The organism is Bifidobacterium pullorum DSM 20433, assembly GCF_000771405.1.
Classification (GTDB): domain Bacteria; phylum Actinomycetota; class Actinomycetes; order Actinomycetales; family Bifidobacteriaceae; genus Bifidobacterium; species Bifidobacterium pullorum.
In genome coordinates, this window is the sequence record NZ_JDUI01000010.1 from 21621 (window position 1) to 46979 (window position 25359).

General features: G+C 62.9%; 17 protein-coding genes and 1 tRNA gene. 15 read left to right on the top strand and 3 right to left on the bottom strand.

Annotated elements, in window-relative coordinates; translation table 11 throughout:
- Nucleotides 1–151: 151 nt before the first annotated feature.
- On the bottom strand, nucleotides 152–3634 hold the full coding sequence (locus tag OU11_RS06040) for a zinc-ribbon domain-containing protein (RefSeq protein ID WP_033515285.1): 3483 nt from the start codon (nucleotides 3632–3634) through the stop codon (nucleotides 152–154).
- Between the two features lie 342 nt (nucleotides 3635–3976).
- Between OU11_RS06040 and rpsF the strand changes: the two genes are divergently transcribed.
- Genes rpsF through rplI form a run of 4 tightly spaced genes read left to right on the top strand, consistent with a single transcriptional unit; the run spans nucleotide 3977 to nucleotide 5733 of the window.
- A complete protein-coding gene (gene rpsF / locus OU11_RS06045) occupies nucleotides 3977–4273 on the top strand; it encodes a 30S ribosomal protein S6 (protein WP_033515287.1) in 297 nt (98 codons plus the stop codon).
- A 50-nt stretch (nucleotides 4274–4323) separates the two neighbouring features.
- The gene (locus OU11_RS06050; protein WP_033515288.1) at nucleotides 4324–4956 is read left to right on the top strand and encodes a single-stranded DNA-binding protein; all 633 of its coding nucleotides are present in this window, start codon (nucleotides 4324–4326) and stop codon (nucleotides 4954–4956) included.
- 59 nt (nucleotides 4957–5015) lie between these two features.
- Nucleotides 5016–5264: a 30S ribosomal protein S18 gene (rpsR, locus tag OU11_RS06055; protein ID WP_003810112.1), complete on the top strand. Its 249-nt coding sequence runs from the start codon at nucleotides 5016–5018 to the stop codon at nucleotides 5262–5264.
- A gap of 22 nt (nucleotides 5265–5286) precedes the next feature.
- A complete protein-coding gene (gene rplI / locus OU11_RS06060; RefSeq protein WP_033515289.1) occupies nucleotides 5287–5733 on the top strand; it encodes a 50S ribosomal protein L9 in 447 nt (148 codons plus the stop codon).
- A gap of 166 nt (nucleotides 5734–5899) precedes the next feature.
- Here the strand turns inward: rplI and OU11_RS09325 are convergent, their stop codons facing one another.
- Together OU11_RS09325 and OU11_RS06070 are read right to left on the bottom strand one after the other, a co-directional pair.
- Nucleotides 5900–6211, bottom strand: coding sequence for a hypothetical protein (locus OU11_RS09325; protein ID WP_052122734.1), 312 nt, complete (start codon nucleotides 6209–6211; stop codon nucleotides 5900–5902).
- A gap of 590 nt (nucleotides 6212–6801) precedes the next feature.
- Nucleotides 6802–6875: transfer RNA gene (locus tag OU11_RS06070), tRNA-Lys, on the bottom strand.
- Between the two features lie 225 nt (nucleotides 6876–7100).
- Here OU11_RS06070 and OU11_RS06075 point away from each other — a divergent pair.
- The 11 genes from OU11_RS06075 to OU11_RS06125 all read left to right on the top strand — a co-directional run bounded on the left by OU11_RS06075 (nucleotide 7101) and on the right by OU11_RS06125 (nucleotide 25227).
- Nucleotides 7101–7832 carry an MIP/aquaporin family protein gene (locus OU11_RS06075; protein ID WP_033515290.1) on the top strand — a complete coding sequence of 244 codons (732 nt, stop codon included), beginning with the start codon at nucleotides 7101–7103 and terminating at the stop codon, nucleotides 7830–7832.
- Between the two features lie 381 nt (nucleotides 7833–8213).
- Nucleotides 8214–9632, top strand: coding sequence for a DUF3152 domain-containing protein (locus OU11_RS09535; RefSeq protein WP_262975274.1), 1419 nt, complete (start codon nucleotides 8214–8216; stop codon nucleotides 9630–9632).
- A 59-nt stretch (nucleotides 9633–9691) separates the two neighbouring features.
- A complete protein-coding gene (locus OU11_RS06085; protein ID WP_033515408.1) occupies nucleotides 9692–10726 on the top strand; it encodes a glutamyl-Q tRNA(Asp) synthetase in 1035 nt (344 codons plus the stop codon).
- Between the two features lie 264 nt (nucleotides 10727–10990).
- The gene (locus tag OU11_RS06090; RefSeq protein WP_033515291.1) at nucleotides 10991–15304 is read left to right on the top strand and encodes a DUF7604 domain-containing protein; all 4314 of its coding nucleotides are present in this window, start codon (nucleotides 10991–10993) and stop codon (nucleotides 15302–15304) included.
- A gap of 189 nt (nucleotides 15305–15493) precedes the next feature.
- Nucleotides 15494–17179, top strand: coding sequence for a SpaH/EbpB family LPXTG-anchored major pilin (locus tag OU11_RS06095; protein ID WP_033515292.1), 1686 nt, complete (start codon nucleotides 15494–15496; stop codon nucleotides 17177–17179).
- 260 nt (nucleotides 17180–17439) lie between these two features.
- On the top strand, nucleotides 17440–18105 hold the full coding sequence (locus OU11_RS08985; RefSeq protein WP_152597093.1) for a hypothetical protein: 666 nt from the start codon (nucleotides 17440–17442) through the stop codon (nucleotides 18103–18105).
- A gap of 108 nt (nucleotides 18106–18213) precedes the next feature.
- Nucleotides 18214–19020, top strand: coding sequence for a YggS family pyridoxal phosphate-dependent enzyme (locus OU11_RS06105; protein WP_033515293.1), 807 nt, complete (start codon nucleotides 18214–18216; stop codon nucleotides 19018–19020).
- 156 nt (nucleotides 19021–19176) lie between these two features.
- Nucleotides 19177–19992 carry a fumarylacetoacetate hydrolase family protein gene (locus OU11_RS06110; RefSeq protein WP_033515294.1) on the top strand — a complete coding sequence of 272 codons (816 nt, stop codon included), beginning with the start codon at nucleotides 19177–19179 and terminating at the stop codon, nucleotides 19990–19992.
- Nucleotides 19993–20423: 431 nt separating this feature from the next.
- Entirely contained in the window at nucleotides 20424–23093 is a 2670-nt protein-coding gene (gene clpB / locus OU11_RS06115) for an ATP-dependent chaperone ClpB (protein WP_033515295.1), read from the top strand.
- A 129-nt stretch (nucleotides 23094–23222) separates the two neighbouring features.
- Complete coding sequence (locus OU11_RS06120) at nucleotides 23223–24563, top strand: DNA recombination protein RmuC (protein WP_033515296.1); 1341 nt, start codon at nucleotides 23223–23225, stop codon at nucleotides 24561–24563.
- Nucleotides 24564–24657: 94 nt separating this feature from the next.
- Nucleotides 24658–25227, top strand: a complete 570-nt coding sequence (locus OU11_RS06125) for a type I phosphoribosyltransferase (RefSeq protein ID WP_373869300.1) — start codon at nucleotides 24658–24660, stop codon at nucleotides 25225–25227.
- The last annotated feature ends 132 nt before the right edge of the window (nucleotides 25228–25359 follow it).

The following is a 25359-nucleotide window of genomic DNA, read 5'->3' on the forward strand; positions in this document are numbered from 1 at the left end:
ATGGCGGGTTGCCTGCGCTGTGTCAGCGTCGTCCGTTGACCGTGACCCTTGCCCGGCACCGCGTAATGTCCGATGCCCGAAGGCGGCGGAACATCATGCGGCGCCGGCTCGGCGCGGCTGCCGATGTGGCCGAGCCGACTGAATCACCGGGTCAGTACTGGTCGATGGTGACCGTCACCTGGTCTCCGTCGATGGTGAATGTGCCATCGAGGTAGAAGAAGTCGGTGCTGTCTTCAGGCTCCCAGGTGTCGTCGTTTATGCGGTACTCGTAGGTGACTTCGGCTTCGCCTATGGAGGTGGAGAACATGCCGGAGCTCAGGTCGACGTAGTCGATCACCGGGCTTTCGGTGATGCTCCATGCGAAGTTGCGGTAGCGATCCTTCAAGTAGACGTACTTGCCGAACGGACATCCTTCAGGCTCCGCCTCGGTGGATGCGGCGCAGACCTGGAGCTGCGCGTCGATCTCCGACTGGATGGCTTCGGTGAGCGCATCGGTAGGCTCCGCATCAATGTAGGCGTAGCTGGTGTCATAGGTGTTCACGGTTATCGGTTCGGTGGCGATGAAGTCCGATTCGGCGGCGGCGACCCGGTAGGTGCCCGGATAGACCTTGAACACGAGGCCCGAATCCAGACTGCCGCTGACCGCATTCTCCTCGGTCACTTCGATGCCGTTGATGGAGATCTCGGAGATGGCGGAATCCGCCGTCACCTGAATCTCCTTGAGCAACGGCGTGGTGACGTTCCAGTCGGGGAAGACCAGGAAGTTCGATCCGGTGGACGCCATGGTGAAGGTGTCGTTGACCGTGTTGCCGCTGATCGTGTAGGACACGCTCACCGACTTGGAACCGTCGGCGTTGTCGGCGATACCCGTGACCCTGGCGTTGGTGATGGTCGCGTTTTCGGCTTGGGCGGCCTGCTTGGTCAGCAGGACTCGCTGTGCCTGATCGATCTGCGGATCGGCGATGTTGTTCGCCTCGTCATAGTTGCCGCTGGCCAGCGCCGCCACATACCGGTCGGCGACCGACTGCGGGTTGAACACGGTGGCGTTCAGCACGGCGTAGGCGATGCCGAGCAGGATGGCCACCCCCGCCACGACGGCGCCGATGATGATGCCGGTCTTCTGCTTGGCGCTCAACGGCTTGCCCTGCGGCGCGGCAGGAGGAATGCTCGGCGGGATGGCCGGCGGGACCTGCGCGTTGCCCGCCGCTGCCTGCTGGTCCGAAACGGACTGGTAGGTCGGCGCGGGCTGCGGCGTGAACGTCTGCTGCACGGCACCGGTCGGCACCTGCGCCGTCTGTGCGAATGGCGCAGGCTGAGGCGTTTGGGAATCCTGCTGGTGTTCGGACGTCTGGACGGCCGTCGGAATCGGCGCGGTCGGGGCCTGCTGGACGGCTGACACGTCAATCGGCGTGGTCGCTGTGTCAACCGAGCTCTGCGTGTTTTCAGCAGGCTGGCCGCCGTTGGCGTTCATGATGGCCGCTCCGGCCACGCCCATGGCGGCCACTCCCGCGGTAGCGCCCACAGCGGCTGCGGAGACTCCGGAGGATGCTGCGTCATTCGGCATCGTATTGGTCGGCATCGTGCCGGGCGTGGCGACATCGGCCGGGCTGGCTACGGCGGCCGGGGCAGCGGGTGCCGCGGGGGCCTTGGCCGAGCAGGCGGCCACATAGTCGCGCACGTTCTGCGGTGTGGCCTGCACGGTGCCTCCGACGAAGCACTTCCACAGCCCGGGCATCGAAACCACCAGCGACGGGCCGAACGTCAGCGCCACCACTTCGATGAGGAACGCCCAGATGGCGGCGACCAGGAAGAACCACATGGCCGGTCCGAAGGTCATGGCGTAGGAACCCTGGGAGGCGATCGCCGCGGTGACGTTCCACGAGACGAAGGACAGGCTCATAATCAGCCAGGCCACCACGGCCACGACCGGCGACTTCCACGAGTGCTTCCAATCGGCGTATGCGCGGTCATACATGTTGCGTGCGGACGCGCGCAGCGCGATATAGAACGTGGCCACCACGAACACGACCACAAGCAGGATGAGCATCCAACGGCCATCGCTCACATTCGGGGCATACGCCGAAATGCTTGCGGTCTGCTGCTGCCCTGTGACCACGACATCCACCGATCCGAGCGCACCGACGACGAAGAACGCGATCGGCAGGAAGGGGAACAGCATCAGGATGAGCAGCAGCGTGCCCGGTGCCTTGTTGGAGATGGCGGAAACGACGAGCGCGATGATTCCGACGGCGGTGAACACCACGGAGTACACCATGACGGATTCGGCCACCGTGCGCACGAAACCACGCGTGCGATGCATCCAGCGCCATACGGCAAGGAACACATTGCTGGAATCGGGGGCATACTGGGCCAGCGCATAGCCCGCCAGCGCGCCGAGACCGGCGATGAGGAAGGTCATCAGGAACGTGCGGAACGTCGCGCCGCTCAGCGAGGCCGATGCGCCGTACCCGCCGCTGGATGCGCTGACGGACAGCGGGAAGATCGCGGCCAGCACCACATACACGATGGCGCACGCCAGACCCACTGCCGCGGCGCTGATGGCGCCGGTCCATGCGAAGCGCACGGCGTGCTTGCGCGCGAACAGGTAGGCGCCGAACGCCGCGCCGATCATGAGCGCAAGACCGGACAACCCCAGCGGGGTGGCCAGGGAGATATGCGCCATCGAATCCAGCGAGATGCCCGCCGCGGAGGCGCCGAGCGAGAATGAGCCGGAGACGCCCATGACCAGCGACATCACCAGCAGCTGCAGGAAGTTCAAACCGGAGAAGAGGGAGGTGAAGCTGCCCATGCCGATGGACGACATCAGCGAGGACACGTCTCCGAGCTCGGAGGAGACCTGCCCCATGGCCGCCGTGCAGATGATGGCGTTGATCAGCGCCAGCACGATCGCGGCACCTACGCCGATGCCCAGGGACACCCCGGCCGTCTGCAGCACCGCCGGGGCCGTGAGCTCGCGGACCATGCGGTTGGAGGTGATGGCCTGGGTATTGATGGTGGGGGTCTGCATGGGCTGTGCCGGAGGCATCTGCGGCGGCACGGCACCGCCCATGGCATTGCCCGCCATCTGCGGTCCGGCGGTCTGCGGTCCGGCATCCGGCGCCGCGACTGGTGCCGTAGCCGGTTTCGCGTCAGTCGGCATGCCGGGGGCGACTTGTTCAGGAGTGACTTGTTCGGGGGTGCCCTGTTCGGGTACGGCCGGTTCTGCGGCCTCCGGCGTGTCTTGCGCAACCTGTTCGGCTGCCGCCTGCGGGGCGTCCTGTTCCGAGGCTACCTGCTCGGGGGCGTCCTGCACCTCCGCGACCGGCTGCATGATGGTCGTCTTCGACTCATCCGGTTCGGCCGGACCCTCCGACTCAACGGACGGGAGTACCGTTGTCGCGGCGTCGTCGACGGTCGTGTCGTCGGCATCCGGGGTGGTGACAAGGGTGGGTGCGGCATCGTCGCCGGCGGGTTCGGGCGCGACAGGTGCCGTGGGCGAGGCGGGCGCAGCCGGCGCATCGGCCACCACGGTCGGCGCCTCGGCGGGGGGAGGCGCCACAGGGAGCTGGGTGCCGCATTGCGCGCAGAACCTGGCTCCTTCTCTCATGTGTGCTCCACATTGAGGACAGAACATAAGGTCTCCATTCAGGGATCGGGTCTACTCTGTTCGTCTCCCATGCTAGACGCATCCTCCGGCAGTCGGTACATATCTACCGACATAAGAGAGGCGTTTTATGCTGAAGACACCAGACGGTCAATCATTGGGCGAAAGGGGAAGCGATGATGCCGTATCGGATGATGCCGTTCCAGCGGTGCGATGCCTCGGGGGTATGTTCGTTTCGCATCCGGATCTCCTCCGGAATGTCGTCGTCGCGGGTTATTCTTTCAAGGTTGCCCGTGGCATGTCCGCGGGCGGCGCGTATACACACTCCTGCCGCGGAAGGTCCGTGGCCGAATAGTCCGAAGGAGGTGGGTGATGTCTGCGCATAAGTACGAACTGATGTTCATTGCCGATCCCGAGCTGGATGAGCGCGGTCTGAAGAAGCTGACCGACCAGTATCTGGAGATCGTCACCAACGAGGGCGGTTCCGTCGAGAACATCGACATCTGGGGCCGTCGCAAGCTCGCCTATGAGATCGCTGGCAAGACCGAGGGCAACTACGTGGTGGTCAACTACACCTGCGAGCCCGCCACGAGCGCCGAGCTCGACCGTGTGCTCAACCTCAACGAATCCGTGATCCGTACGAAGATCCTTCGTAAGGACGTCAAGTAAGTCGTCAATAGAGCGCAAACCAAGATAGGCATTAGGTAAGAAGGTACGACATGGCAGGCGAGACCGTTATCACCGTCATCGGTAATCTCACCGCTGATCCGGAGCTGCGTACTATCGGCAGCGGCGCTTCGGTGGCGAGCTTCACCATTGCGTCGACGCCGCGTACGTTCAATCGCCAGTCGGGCCAGTGGGAGGACGGGCAGGCGCTGTTCCTGCGTTGCTCGGCCTGGCGTGAACTCGCCGACCACTGCGCCCAGTCGCTGAGCAAGGGCATGCGCGTGATCGCGCAGGGCCGTCTGCAGCAGCGCTCGTATCAGGCGAACGACGGCACCAACCGTACCGTCGTGGAGCTGCAGGTCGACGAGATCGGCCCGTCGCTGCGTTACGCCACCGCTCAGGTCAACCGTCAGAGCTCCGGCTTCGCGGGTGGCAACCGTGGCGGCTTCGGCGGCAACAACGGCGGCGGTTTCCAGGGCAATGGCGGATACCAGGGCGGTGCCGGATATTCCGGCGGCGCGTCCTATCAGGGCGGTGGATACCAGGGTGGCGCTTCCGCGGCGCCCGCTCCCGCTCAGTCCGCACCCGTCGTTGACCCGTGGAGCGATGCCGGTTCCGGCTCCTCCTTCTCGTCGTTCGGCGCCACCTCCGATTTCGGCGGCGAGTCCGACGAACCCGAGTTCTAGCCCATCACGCTCACCAGCACTATCGTTGCGCTTATCAGTTGTTTAAGGAGAACATCACAATGTCACGCAAGAGGCCGCAGCCGCCGGTCAAGCCGTTCAAGAAGAAGCCGAACCCGCTGAAGGCTGCCAAGGTTACCGAGATCGATTACAAGGACGTCGCGCTGCTGCGCAAGTTCATCTCCGATCGCGGCAAGATTCGTTCCCGTCGTATCACCGGTGTCACCGTGCAGGAGCAGCGCGAGATCTCGAAGGCGATCAAGAACGCCCGCGAGATGGCTCTGCTGCCGTACGCCACCTCGGGTCGCTGATCTGGATTAGGAGGATTGCATCATGGCTGAAACCAAGGTTATTCTCACCCAGACCGTCGCCAACCTCGGCCACTCCGGTGACGTCGTCGCCGTCAAGGCCGGCTACGCGCGCAACTACCTGATCCCGCAGGGCATGGCCTTCGCGTGGACCAAGGGTGCCGCCGCCCAGATCGAGGCCATGCGTCGCGCCCGTCTGGCCAAGGCCGTCGCCACCCGCGAGGATGCCGTCGCCGCCAAGGCCGCCATCGAGGGCACGACCGTCGAGATCGCCGCCAAGGTGTCCGAGTCCGGCAAGCTGTTCGGTGGCATCTCCGCCGACGCGATCGCCAAGGCTCTGGCCGACAAGGCCGCCGTCGATCCGAAGGCCATCACGGTCGAGGTCATCAAGACCACCGGCGAGTTCCCCGCCACCGTGGCCCTGCACCCGGAGATCACCGCGTCCTTCACCGTGAAGGTCGTGGCCGAGTAAGACCGGTCCTTGCCGGAATCCGCGTCGACGCGGTCACGCTGCATGGCAGTCCCGCCGGTTCGCTGGCGTGTGCGCGTGCACGACGAGACCGTACGACGACGTGAGATTCCGGACCCCAGACTGAAACGAGTCTGAGCTTAAGCATGTGAACCCCGCCGTACACCGGTTACACGGTGTACGGCGGGGTTTCGTCATATGCGCACACGGTCATGCGCCACACGGCCTGTGAATGATTACGTGGCATCGAGGCCGTCGAATACCGGTTGGGAGAGTCGGATAACAAGGCCGTGTCGATCTGCGGGGAGATGCTGACGGACACGGAGGAGCTCGTCTCCGCATGGCAGCTGCTCGGATCCGTCAAGACCGACAACAGGCTCGACGCGCGTGACTCATGGCTGCTCGCCGCGGAATCCTTCGGCTGCGATCTGCAAGCGATATCGGACGCGACGGACGACTGGCTGCTCGTGGACTGGCTCATGCGCAACACCGACCGCCATTACAACAACTTCGGTCTCATCCGGGACGTTGAAACAATGCAGGTGCGTCCGGCACCCCTGTTCGACACCGGGCGTCGCTCTGGTGTGGGAGCTCCGCATCGACTCCGGGGATTACAACGCCAAGCCCTTCTACGCCACCTACAAGACGCCCACCGCGCGCAGGCAACTCGCGCTGGTCAAGAACTGGGACAGATTCGACCTGGGTCTACTCGACGATTGGCCAGACGAAACGGCCCGTAGACTCTTCTCCTATGGCATGTATGCCTCTACGAGGATCGAAGCGATTCGCGACGCCTTGCGGACTAAAGTCGAAGCCGCGAGAATTGCGAAGCAGCAATCGGACCGGAGTCGCGACGCCGATTTTGAGGACAGACGCATTGTCGCCCTGAATACCCTAACCGGAATCGGGCCTCTGGGAGCTGAGCGTGGTGCCTAAGATACTCGCCGGTCCTTGTGGCTGTAGATGTGTCGACATGGTCGTAGCGGATGGGTCATTAGGCGCGACGGTGCCGACGACGCGCTGCCGTAGCCGGATAACAAAAAATCCCGGTCGAAGACCGGGATTGTGGGGTGCCCCCTCAGGGACTCGAACCCTGGACACGCTGATTAAGAGTCAGCTGCTCTAACCAACTGAGCTAAAGGGGCTTGCTCAGCGACTCAATGTTTTCTTGAGCCGAGTGATTACTATACTCGGAATTCATTCACGCGCAACCTTCGGCGTGTCGCGCAAGGTACCCTATTCGAGGTAAGGTAGTGGGGAATCCGTGACCGTTCCGTTTCCGTTGCGAAAGGCCATGGCCAATGAGACCCGGGCGTGCCATCCCAGTGCCCGCCCGGTCGGACTGCAAGAGAGAAGATTAAGGACTCCGTATGGAATACTCGCTCTTTACCAAGCTCGCCGCCGAGTTCGTCGGCACCGCCATCCTGATGGTGTTCGGCAACGGCGCTGTGGCGAACGTCGAGCTGAAGAACACCAAAGGCCACCATGCCGGTTGGCTGACCATCGCGATGGGCTACGGCTTCGGCGTCATGTTCCCCGTGCTCATGTTCGGCGGCGTTTCCGGCGCGCACATCAACCCGGCCATGACCCTGGCCCAGGCCATCAACGGCATGTTCCCGTGGGGTGAGGTGCTGCCCTACATCGTCGCCCAGCTGCTCGGCGCGTTCGTCGGCCAGCTGATCGTGTTCGTCACCTACTATCCGCACTACCGCGACACCGAGGAGCCGGAGGCCATCTTCGGCACGTTCAGCACCACCGACGCCTACAATTCGCGCGTCAACTACTTCGTCAACGAGTTCTTCGGCACCCTGATGCTCGTGCTCGGCGCGCTGAGCTGCCTGAGCCTGCCGTGGGGCGCCGCGAACCCGGCCGCCGCCTCGATCGTGGTCGGCTTCATCGTGTGGGGCCTGGTCACCTCGATGGGTGGCCCGACCGGCCCCGGCCTGAACCCGGCCCGCGACCTGATGCCGCGTCTGCTGCACCAGCTGCTGCCGATTCCGCACAAGGGCTCGTCGCGCTGGGCCGAGGCCTGGATCCCGGTCGTGGCTCCAATCCTCGGCGCCATTGTGGGTGCTTGGCTGTTCTGCACGCTGTTCGCCTGATGCCGCGTGCCGCGCAGACGGCCTGAGCCGCTTGCCGACCGCTGCCTGAGAACGGCGCAATAGGAGAATCGCCCGCTTCGGTCATCCGAGGCGGGCGATTGCCGTATGGGACCGCCCTGATGAGCTCCTGCCCTGATGATCCCCTGCCTGGTGCGCCCTGTCCTGCCCTGCCTGCCCTATCTGTCGCAGTCCATCTGTGCTCATGCGCCAGATGGTTCAGTTGCCACCCCAGATTTGGCCCATCTGCTGCATCTTCACGGCGTTCATGCCGCAAATGGCCCGGTCGCCGCCCCGTCGTGCGACATGGTGATACGCGTGTACGCGTGAGCGCCGCAAAAGATGCACAATAGAAAGGCAGAAAGAGGTACGAAGGGAGGCGTCATGGTGGCTTCGCGCAACTCCGACGGTCATGGCGATGATCGCCGCTCCGATGCGCCGCGTCCCACCGGTGCCCGCCCCTCGGGTGCAGGGCCCGGTACCGATTCCAATGCCGGTGCAAACCCTGACGCCAACGCCAATCCCAACGCCAACTCCACTCCCAACTCCAATCCCGGCCGTCAAGCCGTCGCTGTCGCAAAGCGTCTGATGGCCTCCATGGCCGCGGCATCGCGCTCCGCCGCCCGTTCATTCAGCCGGTTCGTTTCGCGCACCGTGGCCCCGGCCTGCCGTTCCGCCGTCCAAGCAGCCGCCAACATGTTTCACACGGTGTTCCACGGACTGTCGACCGTGTGGGCGCGCTTTGTCGCCGATATGTGCCCCTCGGAGGCCGAGTCCCGCCAGTCCGGTAAACCCCGCACGTCGGCCGAGGGCCGCGCATCGGCCAAGGCCACTCCACGCGTCGGTGCAGCCGCATCCGCCGCGCAATCCGAATCCGCCTCTCGATCCGCGTCGCCGGCCCGTGGCGTCTCGTCCAAAAACGCCGCGCCCTCCCGCGATATGGCCCATGTCTACCTGGTCCGCCGCATTGTGGTGTTCGGTGTCGCGGCCCTGGTATTGCTCGCCGTGATCCTGGGCGTGGTGTTCGGCGTGCGTGCGTTGACCCCCGGCCCCGATGCCGGCGATGGGCCGCAGTCCATCTCCCGGTCCGCTGCTTCCGATGCCGCTGAAACCCCGGACTCTGACACATCTGCCGACTCGGATGCGGAAGCCGACTCCTCCGATTCCTCCGCCGACGGGAAGTCGGACAACAAGGACAGCAAGGCTGACCAGGACGCCGATCCCGCCGATTCCAGCACCACCCCCCTATCCGCCGACCGTCGCGCCGCCATCCTCGCCGAAGCCCAGCAGACCGCCGCCGACAGCGGCAACCCCTTGGTCGAGTTCACCTACTGCGTCGCTTCGAAGGGCGAGGTCGGCGACCTGACCGACTTCGCCAACACGGTGTTCACCACGCTGAACGATTCTCGTGGCTGGCCCCGCGCCGGCGCCACATTCCAGGAGTCCGACGACGCCGACTCCTGCGACATGACCCTGATCTTGGCATCCGCCGACCAGATGACCTCGTTCTCCGCCGACTGCAGCAGCGAGTACAGCTGCCGCGTGGGCAACGACGTGGTCATCAACATCGACCGGTGGAACAACGCCACCGAGGATTGGCTTGACGCCGGCGGCACGGTGCCGCGCTACCGCACGATGGTCATCAATCATGAGGTGGGCCATCGTCTGGGGCATTACGATAACGAGATGACCTGTCCTGCGCGCAACCAGCCCGCTCCGCTGATGCAGCAGCAGTCGATGGATTTGTTGGGGTGCGTGCCGAACGAGTGGCCGTTGGATGACGAATTGTGGGTGGCGCAGTGACAGCCATCGCCTCCTCGGTCTCCGACACCGCTGCCCCCGCCGCCCCCATCCCCGCTCCGGTGGTTGGCCGTTTGGCGCCGTCACCCACGGGTCGCATGCATGTGGGCAACGCGTATGCCGCGTTGGCGGCGTGGCTGGGCGCGCGCGCCGAGGGCGGCCGGGTGCTGCTGCGTATCGAGGATATCGACGCGCCGCGCGTGGTGAAGGATGCGGATCGTTGGATTATGGATGATCTGGCGTGGCTGGGGCTCGATTGGGATGGCGATCCGGTGTATCAGTCGGAGCGTCTGGACCGGTATGAGGCGGCGTTGCGGGGTCTGCGCGAGGTGACGTTGGATGACGGGTCGCCGCTGGTGTTTCCGTGTTTCTGTTCGCGTGCGGATATTCGTGCGGCGTCCGCGCCGAATGAGGGTGACGGGTTCCTGCTGTATCCGGGGACGTGTCGCAGGTTGTCCGAGCCGGTGCGGCGTGAGCGTGTGACTCGGGGGGATAGGCATTCGTGGCGGATTGCGGTGCCGGGTGCGGACGCGCCGGAGTCGGAGCGGATGGTGGGGTTCGTCGACCGCGTGTTTGGGGAGCAGCGGTTTGATCTGACTCGTCAGCTGGGCGACGTGGTGGTGCGCCGGTCGGATGGGTTGTTCGCCTACCAGTTGGCGGTGACGGTAGATGATCTGGCGATGGGGGTGACGCAGGTTGTTCGGGGGCGTGACCTGCTGCGGTCCACGGCGATTCAGTTGTGGATCAGGCGATGGCTGCGTGTCGCGGGCGTCGGGGGAGACGGTTGCGATGGGGTTGGTTGCGACGGCGCCGCGGGCGGCATCGGGGATGCCGGGGTGACGGATGCGTCGGTGGAGTTCGCGCATGTGCCGCTGGTGGATGCGGCGGATGGCCGGCGGATGGCGAAGCGGTTGAATTCGTTGGATCTGGGGACGTTGCGTGAGCGTGGGGCGGATCCGCGCGAGGTGTTGGGGTATTGCGCCTGGCTGTTGCGGGTGATTGATGAACCGCGCCCGGTTGGGGTGGATGAGCTGGTGGAGCGGTTCTCATGGGGACCGATTGCGGCGGATCGTGCCGATCGGGTCGTGTCGTTCTGACGTTTTTGTCTGATCTATGATATTCACAAACCCCTTAAGGGGGCATGTAGTGCAACGATAAAACACGGAATATGCCACCTTTGTACCCCCTTTACGAGGGGGTAAGGGGTTTATTACGGGGGTGTGTGTTGGGTATCGCGTTCCTCTAACGTCTCGTCCCAGAGTGGCCATCAGTGGCTTACTTGGTGACCCGGAAATGGGCGAAAACAGACAAGAGAGACAGTCCGTTTCCCGGTGGAACAGACCTGAACGAGGAGCACTACAATGCGTGGAACGAAGCATGATGCCAGCCAGCATCAGAGAAGGGGCATCCGTTCGCGGCTCATTGCGTCCGTAGCGGCCGTGGCCATGCTGGCCACCTCCATCGCTGCCGGAACCGCCGTGGCGGCCGACATCGACGAAACCGACCCGACCCAGCAGAACACCATCGTCGAGCAGCCGCAGCAGGGGACTGAGAACGCCGGCGACCAGACGGGCGAGCAGAACACCGAATCGGAGGGCGACCAGACGGATCAGCCCCAGGAGTCGGGCGATACCGCCACGGAGACCGAGTCGGACACCACAACCGAGGCCGATTCGACCGAGGAAGCCGACCCGAAGGCGGATGCGGATAAGGCCGATGGCGAACAGTCGTCCGAGAAGCAGTCCGCCGCGGTCCCCGCGCCGTTGGCGGCTGAATCGAGAGCCTCTACACACGTGGATGTTCCCGACATTATTGAGAATGTTGAATCGACGAACGATAAGATTCATGTGAATTTGTTCGACTACGACAAAGGCTCTCAGAATGACGGCGGAGTCAACTACAAGAGAACGGGGGGATATTATACTAGGCGTAATTTCCTCTTTGGCGACGAAACTGGCACTATCAATACGTGGACTAAAGAAAATGGTGGCGTACGTCAGGGGATCGTAGCCGATAATCTTACCCAATCGGGCTATCCGCGATTGGCTGATGAACATGGTAGGGACGATTTGGGCTACCTGTTTAACCCGGAAGGGCAGACCAAGGGCGTGGAGCTCAAGGGGACGGACGTTGACGGATTGTTCCGTCAGGATGAGGATGGCTACTACTATTTCGACAGTGCTGACAATTTCGCCAAGTTCGACAAAGGCAGCAATTCGTTCAAACTGTATGAGAGAGGCCGTTTCGATAACTTCGATGACATCACCGGCGCTGTGGGGCATGGTGCGTTCCTGCCGTTCAACGATTTGAAGCGTGACGGAGACAACTACATCTATTCCGGTAATACGTTTGATGGCTTGCACGGGTATCGTCTGGAAGGCGACAATCGTACCGGCGATAATACGGACAAGAGCAGCGTCGACTATTTCTTCGGTATGACCGTTTCGGCGGACTTCTACATGCCCGATGGACGTCAGGTCGATGGCAAGGACATAGTGTTCGAGTTCGAGGGCGATGACGACGTCTGGGTGTTCGTGGATGGCAAGCTCGTGCTGGATTTGGGCGGCATCCACGATAATTACAGCGGTTCAATCAACTTCACCACCGGTGCGGTGACCGTAACCGACGATAACAATGCTGGAGATCAGGACTCGCTTGAGCATATTTATGGCAGTCTGGATTCGCTTGAGAATAAGACTCATGAGCTGAAGGTGTTCTATCTGGAGCGTGGTGCCGGCGGTTCGAACTGCAAGTTCCGGTTTAACCTGCCTGCGGTCCCGACCTCGGGTGAGGACCTGTCGGTCGCCAAGGCCGTTTCCGGCGACGTTGATTCGGACGCGCCGTACACCATGAACGTGCTGCTCGACGGCACTAGCCTGTATACGGGCAAGTATCAGCTGTACACCCTGTCCGGTCAGAAGGTCGAGGGAGAGCAGACCGCTAACGGCGGCGCGATCGTGGTGAAGGCCGGCCAGTACGCCACACTGACGGATTCGAACATCACGAAGGATACGAAGTACGTGGTCCGTGAGGTCGCTGACAGCGCCAGGGGCTTCCAAGTAACCGCCACCGGTAATGGTACCGGCGACATCACAATGTCTAGCCAACCCGATGACAGTGTCCAGAGCGGTATGTTGACGGTTTCCAAGGATTCGTTCGTCACTGTCGTGAACACCAAGCCGTTGGGCGTGCCTGAGCATTCCAAGAAGATTGGTGACAATGGTGATGGCACGTATACGTTGGCCTTGGATGTGATTGGTAAGAACAGTGAGGAGACCCAGGTCACCACGACTCCGTTGGATATCAGCCTTGTGCTGGACGTGTCCGGGTCGATGGCCGATTACATGGAATACGAGAAGGTCAACGCTTCGCAGGTGAATAGAGATGGAGAGTATTACATTAAGGATGGTGATACGTACCGCAAGCTGACCTACCAAAGCGGTTGGTATAACGGTTGGTATTACAACGGTTGGTATTACAACGGGGATAGATATGATCCTTCCGACACGCAATTCTACAAGGGTTCTGGCGATACGAAGCTCGCGGCTTTGAAGGCGGCTGTGAATTCGTTTGCTTCCGCTACCGCTGAGGAGAACAAGTCCATTCAGGTTGAGGCTGCGAAGCATCGCATCTCCCTGGTCAAGTTCTCTGGAAACACTTATTCGGATGGCGATGATACCTACTGGGAAGGCCAAAACGAGTGGAATCATACGCAGATTCTGCAGGGGCTGACTTCGAACATGAACCAGGTCACTTCTGCGGTCAATGGTTTGCGTGCGGTTGGTGGCACGTATTCCCAGAACGGTTTGCAGAAGGCATCGGAAGCTCTGGCGGGTGCGCGTGAGAACGCGAAGAAGGTGGTGATCTTCTTCACGGATGGCGAACCCGGAAAAAGCGGATGGGATGGCGGCATCGCCGCTCAGGCGATCAATGAGGCCCACGGCTTGAAGAACGAGACCAACGCGACCGTGTATTCAATCGGCGTGTTCGGTGGCGCGAATCCGGATGATACCAGCGGCAATTTCAACAGGTTCATGAATGCGGTGTCGAGCAATTATCCGGACGCCGAATGCACCAACAGGGGCAATCCGTCCAATGATTTCAAGAATCTGAATCTTGGTGACAAGGCTTCGGGTGATGCGGAGTATTATTTCGCGGCCACGAACGCCGAGGAGTTGGACGCCGTGTTCGAGGGTATCCAGTCGTCGATCACGACGGGTGCCTCGTATTCGAACGTGGCGATCGTGGACGAGTTGTCCCAGTGGGCGCAGGTCGACCCGGAGACCGTCAAGTACAAGACGGAAGTCGATGGCGACGGGTTCCACGAAGTGACTTCTGGTGTCACGTTGAAGGTGCAGAAGCCGGGCAACGACGGTGGTTGGGTCACCGTGAATCCTGGGGATGACGGTTATCCGGAGGGTGTGCGGCTCCTGTACAAGCCCGCCGCTGATGGTGCCGCGGATTCGACGGGCACGGTGAAGGCCGTGTTCGGTGCGGATTACAAGCTGCGTCAGGGGTGGAAGTACACGCTCGAGTTCAAGGTCGTCCCGACCGATCAGGCGTACAGCGATTACGCGGACAGCGGCTACGGCAAGGTGAAGGGCGAGGCTGGCACGGACCTGTATACGGATGCGACCAACACCCCGAAGGGTGGTGTGTCGAACACGTCGGTCGGTAAGCCGGGCTTCCGTTCGAACAAGAACGCGTATGTGGAGTACACGTCCGCGGGCAAGCCGGATCAGGCTCCTTATGATCATCCGGTCTTGCAGGTGAAGACCGCGGAGATGACTGTGAGTAAGCAGTGGAAGGGCGGAACTGACCATAAGCCCGTTACTGTTCATCTGTACGACGATGGCACGGACACCGGCAGGAAGTTGATGCTTCAAGCGGACGGCTGGACTGGAACGTTCGATGGGCTGATTCCCGGGCATACGTATACCGTTGTCGAGGATTCGGTCCGTGGCTACACGTCTTCCGTGGCCTATAGCCGGAACGGATCCGACGCTGGTAGCGGCCTAACGATTGTTGATTCAGATGTGTTGGGCGTCTCTCATCCCGATCTCGAGGCGACGGTGACGAATGCACTGGAGACACGTTCCGTGCCGCTTCTGGTGGAGAAGAATCTGATCGGGCGTGACTGGGATGGCAGTGATTCGTTTACCTTCTTGTTGACGCCGATCGGTGAGAATGCGGATAAGGCTCCCGGTCCTAGTGGTAATCAGGTCCCAGAAGCTGAAGATGGATGGCTGTTGACCGTGAAGGCGAGCGACGTTCCTCTTGGCGATGACGTCCGTATGCATAAATTCGAGTTTGATGTCCCCTTCAGCGAAGAGCCATATACATACACGATTCGGGAAGTGACGCCGGATGATCCCGAGCTTGGGATGACGTATTCGGAGGTCGTGTGGAAGCTCACCCTATACGCGAACACTGACACGGGATACAACTTTGGGTCTCCCGAACGTGTGGACGGTTCCGATGATGACTCTGGTGAACGGTCGGAGACCAGAGGGATGGTCCAGACAGTGGAATTCACCAACACGTATGTCGCTCCGGTGTCGTCTCTCCCGTTGACGGGTGGTCGTTCCACGGCTCGCACCCTGTTGCTTGCCGGTGGTGGTGTGCTGCTGGTGGCCGGTGCGGCGTGGTTGTTGGCCCGTCGTCGGCAAGTGTGAGTTGTTCCTCGCGTCCGGGCGGGTTTCGCCCGCCCGGACGCCCCGGGGCCGTCTCGGTCCTTTGGATAACCGAATAGAGTTTCCCGCCTGTCCATTGCTCTCCCGGATGGGTTGGGGATCCTAAATGGGAGGGCGAACCATTGTTCCGATTAGCCCCGGTTGTTTCCGGGGAGGATAGGAGAAGTTATTATGAAGGGCATGTTCAAGCGGGCCCTTGCGGGTGTGGCGGCCGCCGCTCTTGCGGTGACCGGTCTGGCCCTGGGCGCGGGCGCCGCCAACGCGGCCACGGTCGCGGATTCGAATATCACGTTGCATAGTGATACGTCGTTCGTGTCCGGTCGCGTGTTCAACGCGTACAAGATCGGTGATTATTCCGACGTGCGCGCGGAGGGTTCGGACGTGAATCGTGTGGTGACGAATCTGGCCGTGACCACGGATAAAGACTGGGCCTCGACCGATGAAGCTGTCGGCGCTCTGGTGGTCGCGATCCAGAACGCCTCGGTGGCGTTGGAGACCGTGGAGGGGCAGCCCGCTCCTGCTTACGCGAATACGCAGCTGTGGAAGGATTTCCAGAGTGGCGAGTATGCGAACAATCCGGCTGGCTTCGTCGCGAGCCTGGACACCACGGCCGCCGGCGCCAAGCTGCGTGCGATCGCCAGCGCCCTGGCCGATCAGGTCGCAGGCAAGACGGCCGATGCCAATTACACGACCACGACGGGCGATGCGTCGAAGACCTCGGTGTCCCTGACGACCGTTCCGGGCCTGTATCTGGTCACGGACAGCATGGGTTCGCCGATCCTGATCGGCACCGCCGTCCCGGATCCGGACACTGAAAGCCAGTTCATCGACCGGTTCAAGAAGTCGGATGAGGTTCTGGGCACCGCGAATCTGAAGCCTTACGACCCGTCCGAGAAGAAGGAGGCCGTCTCCGCGGAGAACACGGTCGTGGACTTCGACCGTGAGAGCGTTTCCGTGGGCGAGACCGTCACGTATCGGGTGACGAGCAAAATCACCGGTTCCGTCGGCCAGTCCACCTACAACTGGGTGGTCAAGGACGTGTACGGTAAGGCCCTGACCTTCAACGCGATCACCAGGGTGACCGTCGGCGGCACCGAGGTGTACGCCCAGGGAACCGAGGGGCACGAGGACGACCCGATTCACTACACCCTCGACACCGACACGGCGAATACTACGGTCGTCACGATCTCGAATGTCGCGAACATGGACGGCAAGCAGGTCGTGGTCGAGTACACGATGACCGTCAACAGCAACGCGCTCGACAACGCCGTTGCCGGTGGTCTGACGAACACCGCCTATGTGGGCCGTGACGAGGAATCCATGGGCAACGGTGACGAGGTCGAGCTGCACACGTACGGCTTCCAGTTCACCAAGACCAACAAGGCAGGTGACGAGAACCTTGCGGGCGCCGAGTTCACCATCCAGAACGCGAACGGCCAGTACCTGAAGCAGGATGCCGATACGAAGGCGTGGAGCATCGATACGGATGCGACCAAGGACACCGCGCAGAAATTCACGAGCGCCGAGACTTCGGGCGTGGTGAGCTTCCAGGGTCTGCCGGCTGGCGAGTACACGGTCGTGGAGACCAAGGCTCCGGAAGACTACATGACCCCGATCAAGATGGAGCTCACCGTGACGATCGGCAAGGACGGCACGGAGATCACCGGCGGTAATGGCTACCTGTCGGGTGATGCGGAGAACGGTTACAAGGTCTACAACGCGAAGAACGTGGCCGAGCTGCCGCTGACCGGTGCCGCGGGCACGATGCTGTTCACCGTGCTCGGCCTGCTGATCGCGGGCGCCGGCGCTCTGGTCTACATGAAGTCCCGCAGCGTCAAGCACATGCTGCGCGGCTGAACTTCCCACACCGCATGATTGCGCAGCCGCCTGAAACCGGTTCGTCCGGTGCCGCGCAATCCGATTCGTCGGGTTGCGCGGGCGGCCTGCCGCAGTCACAACGGTAACCCGTATAGGCCGATGCCCCGCTCGAAGGGCATCGGCCTATACACATATTCCCGCCGCGTACACTTGAGAACGGGGGGAACAAGAGGTCAGGTTCGGCTATTGCCGGTACAATTCAAAAACTCAAGAACCACAAGCAATGAAAGGGGGTTGACGTGACTCGGAACAGCAGTGCATTGGGGGGAGGCATATTCAGTATTCGCGAAGTGGAATACCTGGAGTCGCTACCCGCCGTCGATCGCGTACGCAACGGGCGCATCATCTACAATGACGCCTTCAAACGCGAATGCATCCGCCGCTACCAAGCCGGAGAATCCCCCGCGGAAATCTTCCGCAGCGCCGGACTCGACTCGTCGCTGATCGGCTACAAACGCATCGAACGCAGCATCGCGCGCTGGAAAGACACCATCGCCGTAGACGACGCGAATCCCGTGGCAGACGCCTCATCCTCACTCTTCACCGTCCGCCCCACCCAACGCTGGACACCCACCTTCCGTCGTCGCATCGCCGCCGCATCCGAAACCACCACCCCTCATTACATCGACGACACCAACGACCAAACCCCCATCACCGAGCAGGACGCCGACAACGCCACCCAGGCGGACGACCGGTCCACCATGCTCAGCCTCATCATCGAGCAGCAGGCCCACTACATCTCCCAGCTCGAATCCAAACTCGGAGAACTCGAACGCATGCAGGAGATGGACATCGAACCCGAGCCGGAACCCGAGCCCGAACCGGAGACGCCGCCCCAAGGCATCCACCGCCCCGAGACGGCGGAAGAACGAGCCGCGGTCAAATCCCTCTCCACCACGGCCTGACCCACAACCGGCCGCGCGAATCTAACGTCCGCGCGGCCCAACCATAGCCGCACGTCCGTCGAACGACTACGATGGACGGGGTATTAAGACAACGGCGGGGAGCAGACAATGGCCGCATACATGGAGCAGAAAAACCTGGCGAACGAGATCATCGACCCGGCGCGGGCGCAGCAGATCGCCGACGGCGTGCACCGCGTGCTCGACCGCATCGCCACGGCCACCGACGCCTCCGGGCGCGAGCAAGGTTCGGTGAAGCTGCTCGCCGCCACCAAAACCCGCGACGTCGGCGAAATCATGGCCGCGCTCGACGCGGGCGTGCGCATGATCGGGGAAAACCGGCCGCAGGAAGTGGCCGCCAAAGCCGAAGGGCTCGCGCGGCACTGTGGCGAACGCGGATGGACGCTCGGCGCTGGCGAACCTGGCGGCGCAACCATCCCCTTCCACCTCATCGGACAGCTGCAAACCAACAAAATCAACAAGGTCCTGCCCGTCGTCGACGTGATCGAATCCGTCGACTCTGTGGAACTCGCGGAGAAAATCGCGCGTCGGGCCGTTGCACGCGGCATCACCGTCGGCGTGCTGCTGGAGGTCAACGAATCCGGGGAAGCATCCAAGTCCGGCTGCGACCCGTCGCACGCCATCGATATCGCCCGGCAGATCGGCGCCATGGGCGGGCTGCACTTGCAAGGTCTCATGACCATCGGCGCGCATGTGAACGACGAGCGGGTCATCCGGGCGGGCTTCGCGCATCTGCGGCGACTGCGCGAACAGATTCTCGAAACGGGTGCGCCGGGCACCGCGGACTGTCGGGAACTATCCATGGGCATGACCCAGGATATGGAACTCGCCATCGCGGAAGGGTCGACCATCGTGCGCGTGGGCACCGCCATCTTCGGGGAGCGGGCATTCAAGTAGCAGGTCATGCCGGGTGTGGTTTCTGGACGAACCGGGTGTTTGAACGTGAAAACCGTGGTGTGAAACATACCGTGAAACATGCCGTGGAACCTTGCGTGAAACAAGCCGTGGCACGTGCGGTGCCGGCGTTCCCGGCCGCGCGTAGACTGGGGAACCATGAGAATCGCACGCTTTTCCCTGAACGATGTTCCACGGTACGCCTTCGTGCAGTATGACGAAGCCGAGGAACGCGACTATCTGGTGGCACTCGACGGATACCCGCTCGGCGGCTCGCGCGTCAATCCCACCGGCGAACGGTACGCGCTCGACGCGGACGGCATCCGGCTGCTGGCGCCGATCATCCCCTCGAAGATCTACGGGCTGGCCAAGAACTACGAGGCGCACACGCAGTTCATGCACGAGGCCGGGCATTCCGACATCGCGCACGCGCCCGAGGACATGATGATCTTCATGAAGCCGTCCACCTCGGTGATTGGGCCGGACGATCCGATCGTCATGCCTGGGGCCTCGCACGACATGGGGTATGAGCCGGAAGTGGCGGTGGTCATCGGGCGAATCGCCAAGAACGTGCCGGTGGAACGGGCCATGGACTACGTGCTCGGATTCACCTGTACCAATGACGTGACGCTGCGCGATCTGCAGAAGCTCGACCCGATGTGGACGCGTGCCAAGGGCTTCGACACGGCCTGCCCGCTCGGCCCGTGGATCCAGACCGAGCTCAACTGGCGGGACGCGCGGATCTCGTTCAGCCTCAACGGCGAGAATGTGCCCGAAGCCAGCGGCACCACGGCCAACCTGATCCACGGCATCCCCGAGCAGATCGCCGCCATTTCCAGCTATGCCACGTTGCTGCCCGGTGACGTGATCCTGACCGGCACGCCGCACGCCTCCGGCTCTCTGAAGCCCGGCGATGAGGCCGTGGTGAGCGTTGAGGGCATTGGCTCGCTGAGGAACGTGGTGGTGCAGGGCTGAAGCCGAGGTTCGCACTACTTCAGGGTTTTGGTGGGCGAGGGTTGATTTTCCGCCATTTGAAATTTCAAACCCGAGGTAGTGCGAACCTCCGTTCCGAAGCATTTGGCCTCGCCGCCTTGTTCGCCACTCGTAACCAGGAAAACCGCATTCCCCCGAAAGCGAAGTGCCGGGGATGCCCCCCGGCGTCTTGAAACCTCGTTCTAGAACCAGGGCGTGCCAATATCTATCGGTTGGCGCGTTGACATGTGAAATGAGTGAGCATCCCTGTTCAGGGCAACGACAGCGACACAAAACGCAAACTTGAGTCACTACCACTCAAGTTTTGGGAATAGAATGGGGTCGTGGTCGGTTGACCATATCAGACAGCGGGAATCGCGCCCGAAGACAGCCCGGCAGCAGGCCGCGGCGGGGCGCGACGCATGGAGGATGATATGGAACAGAAGTTCACGACGATGGCCCAGGAGGCGATCGGCGACGCGATCCAGAGCGCGTCCGCCGCGGGCAACGCGCAGGTCGAAACCCTGCATCTGATGGACGCGTTGCTGCGCCAGGAGAACGGCGTGGTCCCCGGCCTAATCCAGGCCGCCGGCGGCGACCGCCAGCGCATCGGGGCCGAGATCCGCAATGCGCTGGTCTCCTTGCCGAGCGCCAGCGGTTCGAGCACCGCGCAGCCGCAGGCCAGCCGCCAGCTGACCGCCGCGCTCGCCCAGGCCGAGAAGGAGATGCAGGCGATGGACGACGAATACGTCTCCACCGAGCACCTGCTCATCGGCGTCGCCGCGGCCGCCCCGAACCAGAGCGCCGACATCCTCAAGCGCAACGGCATCACCCCCGAGGCGCTGCGCAAGGCCGTGCCCGGCGTGCGTGGCGGTGCGAAGGTCACCAGCCCGGACGCCGAAGGCAACTACAAGGCGCTGGAGAAGTACTCCACCGACCTGACCGCCCAGGCGCGTGACGGCAAACTCGACCCGGTGATCGGCCGCGACCAGGAGATCCGCCGCGTCATCCAGATCCTGAGCCGGCGCACCAAGAACAACCCGGTGCTGATCGGCGAGCCCGGCGTCGGCAAGACCGCCGTCGTCGAGGGGCTGGCGCAGCGCATCGTGGCCGGCGACGTGCCGAGCACCCTGCAGAACAAGCGCCTGATCTCGCTGGACCTCGGCTCCATGGTCGCCGGTTCCAAGTACCGCGGTGAATTCGAGGAGCGCCTGAAGAGCGTGCTCAATGAGATCAAGAACGCGGACGGCCAGATTATCACGTTCATCGACGAGATCCACACGATCGTCGGGGCCGGCGCGGCCGAAGGCTCGATGGACGCGGGCAACATGTTGAAGCCGATGCTCGCGCGCGGCGAACTCCGCCTGATCGGCGCGACCACGCTCGACGAATACCGTGAGAACGTGGAGAAGGATCCGGCGTTGGAGCGCCGTTTCCAGCAGGTGTTCGTGGGCGAGCCGTCCGTGGAGGACACGATCGCGATCCTGCGCGGTCTGAAGCAGCGGTACGAGGCCCATCACAAGGTCACGATCGGCGACGACGCGCTGGTCGCCGCCGCCACGCTGTCCAACCGGTACATCTCCGGCCGTCAACTGCCCGACAAGGCGATCGACCTGGTCGACGAGGCCGCCGCGCACCTGCGCATGGAGCTCGACTCGCAGCCCGAGGAGATCGACGAACTGCAGCGCAAGGTCACCCGTCTGGAAATGGAGGAGATGCAGCTGAAGAAGGCCGAGGACCCGGCGTCCAAGGAGCGCCTCGAGAAGCTGCAGGCCGAACTGGCCGACACCCGCGAGAAGCTGGGCGGCCTGACCGCCCGCTGGGATGCGGAGAAGGCCGGCCACAACAAGGTCGGCGACCTGCGCGCCCAGCTCGACGCCAAGCGGGTGGAAGCCGACAAGGCCGCGCGTGAAGGCGACCTCGAGAAGGCCAGCCGCATCCTGTACGGCGAAATCCCGTCCATCCAGAAGGAACTCGCCGCCGCCGAACGCGCCGCCGACGAGGCGGATGCGGCCGAAGCCTCCAGCGAGCCGATGGTGCCCGACCATGTGGACGCCGACTCCGTGGCGGAGATCGTCTCCGACTGGACCGGCATCCCCGTCGGCCGCCTCATGCAGGGCGAAAACGAGAAGCTTCTGAACATGGAGGAGTACCTCGGCAAGCGGGTGATCGGCCAGAAGGAGGCCATCCAGGCCGTGTCCGACGCGGTGCGCCGCTCGCGCGCCGGCATCTCCGACCCGAACCGCCCGACCGGCTCGTTCCTGTTCCTCGGCCCCACCGGCGTGGGCAAGACCGAGCTCGCCAAGGCGCTCGCCGACTTCCTGTTCGACGACGAGAAGGCCATGGTGCGCATCGATATGAGCGAGTACATGGAGAAGTCCTCCGTGTCCCGCCTGATCGGCGCTGCGCCGGGCTACATCGGCTATGAGGAGGGCGGCCAGCTGACCGAGGCCGTGCGCCGCCGCCCGTATTCGGTGGTGCTGTTCGACGAGGTGGAGAAGGCGAACCCCGAGGTCTTCGACGTGCTCCTGCAGGTGCTCGACGACGGCCGTCTGACCGATGGCCAGGGCCGGACCGTGGACTTCAAGAACACGATCCTGATCATGACCTCGAACCTGGGCTCGCAGTTCCTAGTCCAGCCCGATCTGGACGAGGACGCCAAGCGCAAGGCCGTGATGGACGCCGTGCACATGCAGTTCAAGCCGGAGTTCATCAACCGTCTCGACGAGCTGGTGATCTTCCACCCGCTGACCCGGGACGAGCTCGGCGGCATCGTTGATATCCAGGTGGCGCAGGTGGCCGCGCGTCTGACCGAACGCCGCATCACGCTCGACGTGACAGATTCGGCGCGCGAATGGCTGGCGAACACCGGGTACGATCCGGCGTACGGTGCCCGTCCGCTGCGCCGCTTGGTGCAGAGCGAGGTCGGCGACCAGCTGGCGCGCATGCTGCTGGGCGGTCGCGTGCATGACGGCGACACGGTGCTCGTGGACCACACCGGCGGCGAGCATCTGGAGCTCTCGGCGTGGGCGAGTGACGATCTCGTCGATTCCGATGTGACCGTGGAAGGCGTGAGCGAGGATGGTCCCCATCCCGAGGCCTGATATTTCCTGATATTTCAGGTTGGTGCGGTCCCGTTCGACCCGTTGTCTCGATTCCCCCGTGGGGTGTCGAGGCAGGGTCGGGCGGGACCGTTTGCTTTTTCGTCCACGGCGGACGCTTCAATAGAACATATGTTCGATTCTGTGGTAACGCCACTGGTCATGGTGGCGATGGTGTTGGTCGGCGCGGCGCTGGGGGCGCTCGCCGGTTTTGTGTTGGGGCGTGCCAAAGGCCAGGAGCAGGCGCGCGCGATCAAATCGAACGAACTTGACCGTATCAAGGCGGATCTGGACTCCTCACGCCATGAAATCGTGCTGTTGACCACGCAATCAGCGGAGTATCGCACGCAGGTCGACGGGCTGAATCAGCAGCTTTCGTTCATCAAATCGCAATTGGCCCAGGCGCAGCAGGCCGAACAGGCCCGTATGCAGCATGAGCGTGACCGCGCCGCGGCGGAATCCGAACGCAAGCGGGCGGAGCGGGAGGCGGCTCTGGCGGAGGAAGGCAAGGTGCTCGCGGCCTTGGCGCCGGTGCAGAAGAACCTTGATGCCTTGCAGCAGAAGGTCGCGCAGATCGAGGAGGGGCGCAAGCAGGAGCTGGGCGCGCTGGGCGAGCAACTGCGCGGTCTGGGCGAGCAGCAGGCCAGGCTGGACAAGGAGACCAGCACGCTGTCCGCCGCGTTGCGTGATAACAAGGTGCGCGGCGCATGGGGCGAGGCGCAGCTGCGCAACATCGTGGAATCGGCGGGATTGCTGGAACATGTCGATTTCGATACGCAGGTGGTGGTCTCCGACCCCGAGGGGCGTATCCAGCGCCCCGACATGGTGGTGCATCTGCCTGGCGGCAAATCGATCCCGATTGACGCCAAGGTGCCGTACGCGGATTATCAGCGCGCCTGCGAGATTCCGGAGACCGCTTCGGCCGAGGATCTGGCGCGGCGCAACGAGTTGTTGCGGGCGCACGCCAAGGCGTTGCGCGATCATGTCAAGGCTCTGGGAGACAAGGCGTACTGGCGCGCGTTCGATACGGCACCCGATTTCGTGGTGGCGTTCATCCCCAATGAGGCGCTGCTGCAGGCGGCGTTGGAGGCCGACCCTACGTTGATGGACGATGCCTTCGCCCGTAAGGTGGCGCTCACCTCGCCGGTCACGCTCTGGGCGGTGCTCAAATCCGTGGCGTACGCCTGGAGGCAGCAGGGGCTGACCGAAGACGCCAAGCAGCTGTTCGACCTGTCGCGGGAGCTCTACGGGCGGTTCGTCACATTGGGTGATCATGCCAACAAGCTGGGGGTGGCCATCACGCGAACCGTGGGTGCCTACAACCAGTTCGTATCGTCGCTGGAATCGCGGGTGCTCGTCACCGCGCGCAAGCTGCAGGCGGTCGATGGCAGCAAGGTCATCGCCCCGGTGGACATGCTGGATGCGGACAAGACCAACATCCGCGAACTCACCGCCCCCGAAGTCACCGAATAACTCGATGTTTGGTGGCACGTGGCGATAGGCTGGACACATGACAGAAGAGACCATGAATACCGCTTCCGTTCCCGTTGACGACGCGGCTTTTGCCATGATGACGCCGTACGACCAGATGAAGACGCTGCTGCGCGCCGAAATGGCGGATAAGCCGTTCAGCGAACTGTTCTCCGTAACGTTCGACCACCGCGGGGCGTCGATTGTGGGCCATCTTCTGCTCGATACGCTTGAGGAGCAGGGCTATTCGGTCGACGACTTCGACGCGGTTGGCGCTTTGACCGCGGCGGCGGTGCCGCTGGTCGGCGCGATGGTGCAGGCGGCCGCCTCCCGCGGTGAGGATCTCGACGGTTTCGTCATGGATTTCGTCTACCCGTCCATCAAGGGTCCGAGCATCGCCGGCAAACGTGTCATCCTGCTGGACTCCTGGCTTTCCGAGAAATCGTATGTGCAGACCTCGTCGCTGGTCACGCTGCGCAACGGCAACGAACTGAGCCTGGACTTCGGCGTCGTCGAAGCGCAGGACGCGCAGGTCGTCGCCATCGCCTCCCTGATCGGCGGCGTCGACATGACCGAGCCGACCATCACCGTCATCAACCCGGTCAACGGCGAATCGCACGAACTGCCATTCATCGAGGTCTTCCACGAATCCGAACTCAAGTCGTGACCTCGGGTCGCCGGCACGCCTCGGAATCGTGCGGGATTCCGTCCGTGTCCCCGTCTTTCCGCGAACGGTGACTGTGGAATGAACCGAACCATCGCCGTTGACAGCGCCGACACATTCCCAACAATGCGAGGT

Bases quoted from the DNA above. Each gene is read 5' to 3' on its own strand.
- rpsF (WP_033515287.1), top strand. From the start codon at position 3,977: ATGTCTGCGCATAAGTACGAACTGATGTTCATTGCCGATCCCGAGCTG.
- OU11_RS06040 (WP_033515285.1), bottom strand. From the start codon at position 3,634: ATGTTCTGTCCTCAATGTGGAGCACACATGAGAGAAGGAGCCAGGTTC.
- OU11_RS06120 (WP_033515296.1), top strand. From the start codon at position 23,223: ATGTTCGATTCTGTGGTAACGCCACTGGTCATGGTGGCGATGGTGTTG.
- OU11_RS06090 (WP_033515291.1), top strand. From the start codon at position 10,991: ATGCGTGGAACGAAGCATGATGCCAGCCAGCATCAGAGAAGGGGCATC.
- OU11_RS06075 (WP_033515290.1), top strand. From the start codon at position 7,101: ATGGAATACTCGCTCTTTACCAAGCTCGCCGCCGAGTTCGTCGGCACC.
- OU11_RS06110 (WP_033515294.1), top strand. From the start codon at position 19,177: ATGAGAATCGCACGCTTTTCCCTGAACGATGTTCCACGGTACGCCTTC.
- OU11_RS09535 (WP_262975274.1), top strand. From the start codon at position 8,214: ATGGTGGCTTCGCGCAACTCCGACGGTCATGGCGATGATCGCCGCTCC.
- rpsR (WP_003810112.1), top strand. From the start codon at position 5,016: ATGTCACGCAAGAGGCCGCAGCCGCCGGTCAAGCCGTTCAAGAAGAAG.
- clpB (WP_033515295.1), top strand. From the start codon at position 20,424: ATGGAACAGAAGTTCACGACGATGGCCCAGGAGGCGATCGGCGACGCG.
- OU11_RS06125 (WP_373869300.1), top strand. From the start codon at position 24,658: ATGATGACGCCGTACGACCAGATGAAGACGCTGCTGCGCGCCGAAATG.
- OU11_RS06050 (WP_033515288.1), top strand. From the start codon at position 4,324: ATGGCAGGCGAGACCGTTATCACCGTCATCGGTAATCTCACCGCTGAT.
- OU11_RS06095 (WP_033515292.1), top strand. From the start codon at position 15,494: ATGAAGGGCATGTTCAAGCGGGCCCTTGCGGGTGTGGCGGCCGCCGCT.
- rplI (WP_033515289.1), top strand. From the start codon at position 5,287: ATGGCTGAAACCAAGGTTATTCTCACCCAGACCGTCGCCAACCTCGGC.
- OU11_RS06105 (WP_033515293.1), top strand. From the start codon at position 18,214: ATGGCCGCATACATGGAGCAGAAAAACCTGGCGAACGAGATCATCGAC.
- OU11_RS09325 (WP_052122734.1), bottom strand. From the start codon at position 6,211: ATGAGCCAGTCCACGAGCAGCCAGTCGTCCGTCGCGTCCGATATCGCT.